4 protein-coding genes are annotated in these 3,945 nt (G+C 36.0%); 1 reads left to right on the top strand and 3 read right to left on the bottom strand.

The annotated features are described in order from the left end of the window. Positions 1–265: 265 nt before the first annotated feature. Positions 266–1,732, bottom strand: coding sequence for a nicotinate phosphoribosyltransferase (locus RT405_RS02085; protein ID WP_313467153.1), 1,467 nt, complete (start codon positions 1,730–1,732; stop codon positions 266–268). 208 nt (positions 1,733–1,940) lie between these two features. After that, positions 1,941–2,300 carry a DoxX family protein gene (locus tag RT405_RS02090; RefSeq protein WP_313467155.1) on the bottom strand — a complete coding sequence of 120 codons (360 nt, stop codon included), beginning with the start codon at positions 2,298–2,300 and terminating at the stop codon, positions 1,941–1,943. 189 nt (positions 2,301–2,489) lie between these two features. On the opposite strand from RT405_RS02090, the gene RT405_RS02095 reads away from it, so the two are divergent. Beyond that, positions 2,490–2,912 carry a hypothetical protein gene (locus RT405_RS02095; RefSeq protein ID WP_313467157.1) on the top strand — a complete coding sequence of 141 codons (423 nt, stop codon included), beginning with the start codon at positions 2,490–2,492 and terminating at the stop codon, positions 2,910–2,912. A gap of 40 nt (positions 2,913–2,952) precedes the next feature. Here RT405_RS02095 and RT405_RS02100 read toward each other — a convergent pair whose 3' ends face one another. After that, entirely contained in the window at positions 2,953–3,765 is an 813-nt protein-coding gene (locus RT405_RS02100; protein ID WP_313467159.1) for a hypothetical protein, read from the bottom strand. Positions 3,766–3,945: the final 180 nt, after the last annotated feature.

A 3,945-nucleotide genomic window follows, 5' to 3' on the forward strand; every position in this document is an offset into this window, starting at 1 on the left:
CTTAACGATTGAAATTCAAGAGACGTACGGTCCTTAAAAGGAGTTTGCCTACCTTATCACTAGAAGTTTATGAGACTTAAGGTCCTTAAAAGAGATTGGAACACCTTACCCTCTATATTTCATACTAATTTCAATTTATCTGTAAGAAAAGCGGGACAAGCCCGCCTTGATTCGCTAGACATTGAATGCAAAAAACTTATAATATCCTACTCCTAAAAAAAAGAACCTATTACAGGTTCTTTTTTTTAGGAGCCGTTAAACAAATTTATTGGATTTGTTGATTGATGCTTTTGCGGATGGCTGCAATGGAATTCATCTTATGATCCCAAGCAGTTTGCGACAAGTCAACAGGATAAGCTTCTGGGTTTAAACTGCGCTTGTATTCTTCCCATAATGAATTCAAACTGGCAATCGCATATTCTTTGATTTCTCCAAGGGTCGGCAAAGAATAAACTAGTTCCCCTTCAGCAATGATTTCTTTTAATAAAGGACGAGCTGTAAAGTTTGTAACCGTTTTGTTGATATAAGTATGCACAGGATGGAACATAAACAATTCTTTTGCTTCATCCGGTTTTTCTTCCCATAATGTAATATAATCTCCTTCAGATTTTCCATCATCGTTTCCAGTGATCCGCCATACCTGTTTTTTCCCAGGCGTTGATACTTTTTCAGCGTTGCTGGAGATTTTCATCGTATCTACCATTTTGCCATTTTCGTCTTCAATGGAGACTAATTTATAGACTGCACCTAACGCTGGCTGGTCATATGCCGTAATCAACTTTGTTCCGACACCCCAAACGTCTATTTTAGCTCCTTGCATTCGTAAGTTTAAAATTGTTTTTTCGTCTAAATCATTAGATGCATAAATTTTAGCTTCTGGGAATCCAGCTTCATCTAATTGTTGGCGGACTTTTTTTGAAATATAGGCCATATCTCCACTATCTAAGCGAACGCCTAAAAAGTTGATTTTGTCGCCCATTTCTTTCGCTACTTTAATGGCAGTCGGTACACCGGATTTCAACGTATCATAGGTGTCTATTAAGAATACACAGTCTTTATGCGTCATTGCATAAGCTTTAAATGCATCATAGTCATTCCGGTATACTTGGACCAACGAGTGCGCATGGGTTCCACTTGCTGGAATCCCAAATATCTTGGCCGCTCGAACATTGCTTGTGGCATCGCAACCGCCGATATAAGCCGCTCTAGTTCCCCAAATCGCTGCATCCATTTCTTGCGCTCTTCTTGAGCCAAACTCTAACACCGGATCATTTCCAACAACAGATTTGATCTGAGAAGCTTTCGTCGCAATCAATGTTTGAAAATTAACAATATTTAAAATAGCTGTTTCAACAAACTGACAATCAAGTAAAGGGCCTTCCACTTGGATGATCGGTTCATTAGCAAAAACAACTTCTCCTTCAACCATTGAACGAATGGTTCCTCTAAATTTGAATTCAGCAAGGTAATTTAAAAAGTCTTCTGGATATTGTCCCACTTCTCGCAAATAGCTGATATCTGATTCTGAAAAGGTTAAATTTTTTATATACGTTACGACGCGTTCCAGACCAGCAAAAACAGCATAACCACTTTCAAAGGGATTATTTCTAAAGTAGCACTCAAATATAGCATGCTTGTCTGCTTTTCCTAGCTCCCAATACGTTTGCATCATATTAATTTGATACAAATCCGTATGTAATGCCCAGCTATCATCTGGATAAATCCTGTTCATGTTATTCGCTCCCAACTACTGATTTACTTTCTTACTTATCGTCCTTCATCATACCATAAATTAGCAAAAAACACCTTTCAGAAACTGTTTTTCTGCCTAAACAGACTTCTTATTTCTTCTCTCATAAGCTTCCTCTATTTTCTTCAATTTTTTATTAACAAAAAAGACTGGAGAAAAGCAGAGTAAAACCTACTTTTCCCAGCCCTTTTTATTGTCCCAAAATAAATTGCCAATTTAAAGCCAAAATAATCATTCCCAAAATCAAAATAACTACCGGCATTAAGATTTTTTGCAGCGGATCTCGAATTTTGATTTGAGTAAAGATCGCTCCAACCATAATCACACTAATGACTACCCCACTCCAAGCAGCTGCCGTTTGGTTAACGATCCCGTAAATAGCTAATATAGCTGCAATAATTTCGATCACACCGGAGACGATCCTAAACCATTGAGGATATCCATAACGCTCAAAATCCTTGCCTCTTTTTTTGGCATCAAATTTCACAAAACCAAATATTAAAAATACAATTCCTAACACTAACTGAATGATAATTGATAAAAAACCCATTTCTTTCCCTCCTTAACATTCCCACTTCTTTCTTTTTAGTTTACTCCATTTACTCGCTGAATAGAAGAAAAGCGTCCTTCGAAAGAGAAACAAAAGAATAATCCAGTAACGGTTTCTATTTTACTTTAAACTAAATTCGTTATAGATTAATAGAAAAGAACAGTGAAAAAACAAAGGAGTGGTTTGAAAATGAAAAAAACTTTACTGCTGACAGTTGGTATTGCACTTGTACTTTCCCTTGTTGGCTGTGGAACATCCAAAAAAGAGGATACAGCTGATTCAGCACACTCGCTCTCTGACTCTTCGCAAAAAAAGGGAATAAAATACGAAGGAACCGTAAAAGAAGACGGTTCAGCAGCTAAACAGCAACTTATTTTGAAAAATTTGAAACAAATTGGAGAAGATGCAGATGCTATTTCTTTTGATGAAGTCGTTCTTTTAACAGAAGGCGTACCTATTCTAACTGCTGAAACTCACGAAAAACTGAGTGTGGACGAAATTAAGGCCGGAACAATTGTTACCGTTATGTTAGTAACTGAACCAATCACTACTCGGTCATTACCGCCACAGATTCCAGGAAACAGTATCCTTCAAATTTTAGTTCCGAAATAATAAAGGAGTTGAGATTTTTTCATCTCAACTCTTTTCTAGCTTATTCACGCCCTGCTTTTTTATTCATCAACACAAAACCAATCAAATAAACCGCACTAACCAACAGCTGTTTTACTGTAAGAATTGCTAATGGATCGGAAAGTATTGGAGCAAAGGAAGCCCCTGCTTGCTTTTTAATATACCACATATTTAAAATGGAAACGCCGTTTAAACCAGCTAGAATAACAAACAAATATTTCCAATAAGAATAACGGTTAGTTCCTATTTTATACAATGCATAGCACGACAAAGTAAGGATAATTACTGGTATAATGATAATCTGCATTAAAGCTACTGGTTGTTCCCTAAAATATGGATCCATTGACGATACCGAATAAAGTAATTCAGCACCATTATAAACAGTAGCGAGAATGAGTAGGAAAAACCCAAGTTTTTCCAATCCTGATTTCATGGGGTGCTCTTTTTCGCTTTTTTCTGTAAGAGTAGGCTCCTTTTTAGCTTGAACATCTTTAATTGAAAAAAACAGCAGTACTATGGACACAAAGTAAAATACCCCTAAAAGCAATGCCATTAATTGCTTGAAACCTGCAGTCATCAATAACATACTAATTAAAAGATACACGACTAAATAGGGAGTTTTATTTTTATAAACAACTTGGTAAAAACTAAACCACTTCACCAATTCAACCACTAAAATCACTAAAGCAATTTGAATAGCCCCTGTATAAGAAGGAGGCTTTCCTTCAATCTCTATCGAACTCAAACTAAAAATACCAAAAGAAATAAAAACCGCTATTCCTGATGATAAGACATTGCTGATGATCAATAAAATAGTTCCATATGTTTTTTTCATTCAACACCGCCCTGTTTAATAATAGGATTAACAAATATTCTCCTTGGTTAACTCAAGATGATTTTTTTTAGGTCAGCTAAATTTTTTTCAAAAAATAAAGCATTCTTTTCTATCCCTCGGCGTTTGCACCATCCAATGCTATTGAAAGTATCTGTAAATAGATAAAAAGGCAATACTACT

Origin of the sequence: Carnobacterium sp. (genome assembly GCF_032094055.1) — a bacterium.
GTDB lineage: Bacteria > Bacillota > Bacilli > Lactobacillales > Carnobacteriaceae > Carnobacterium_A.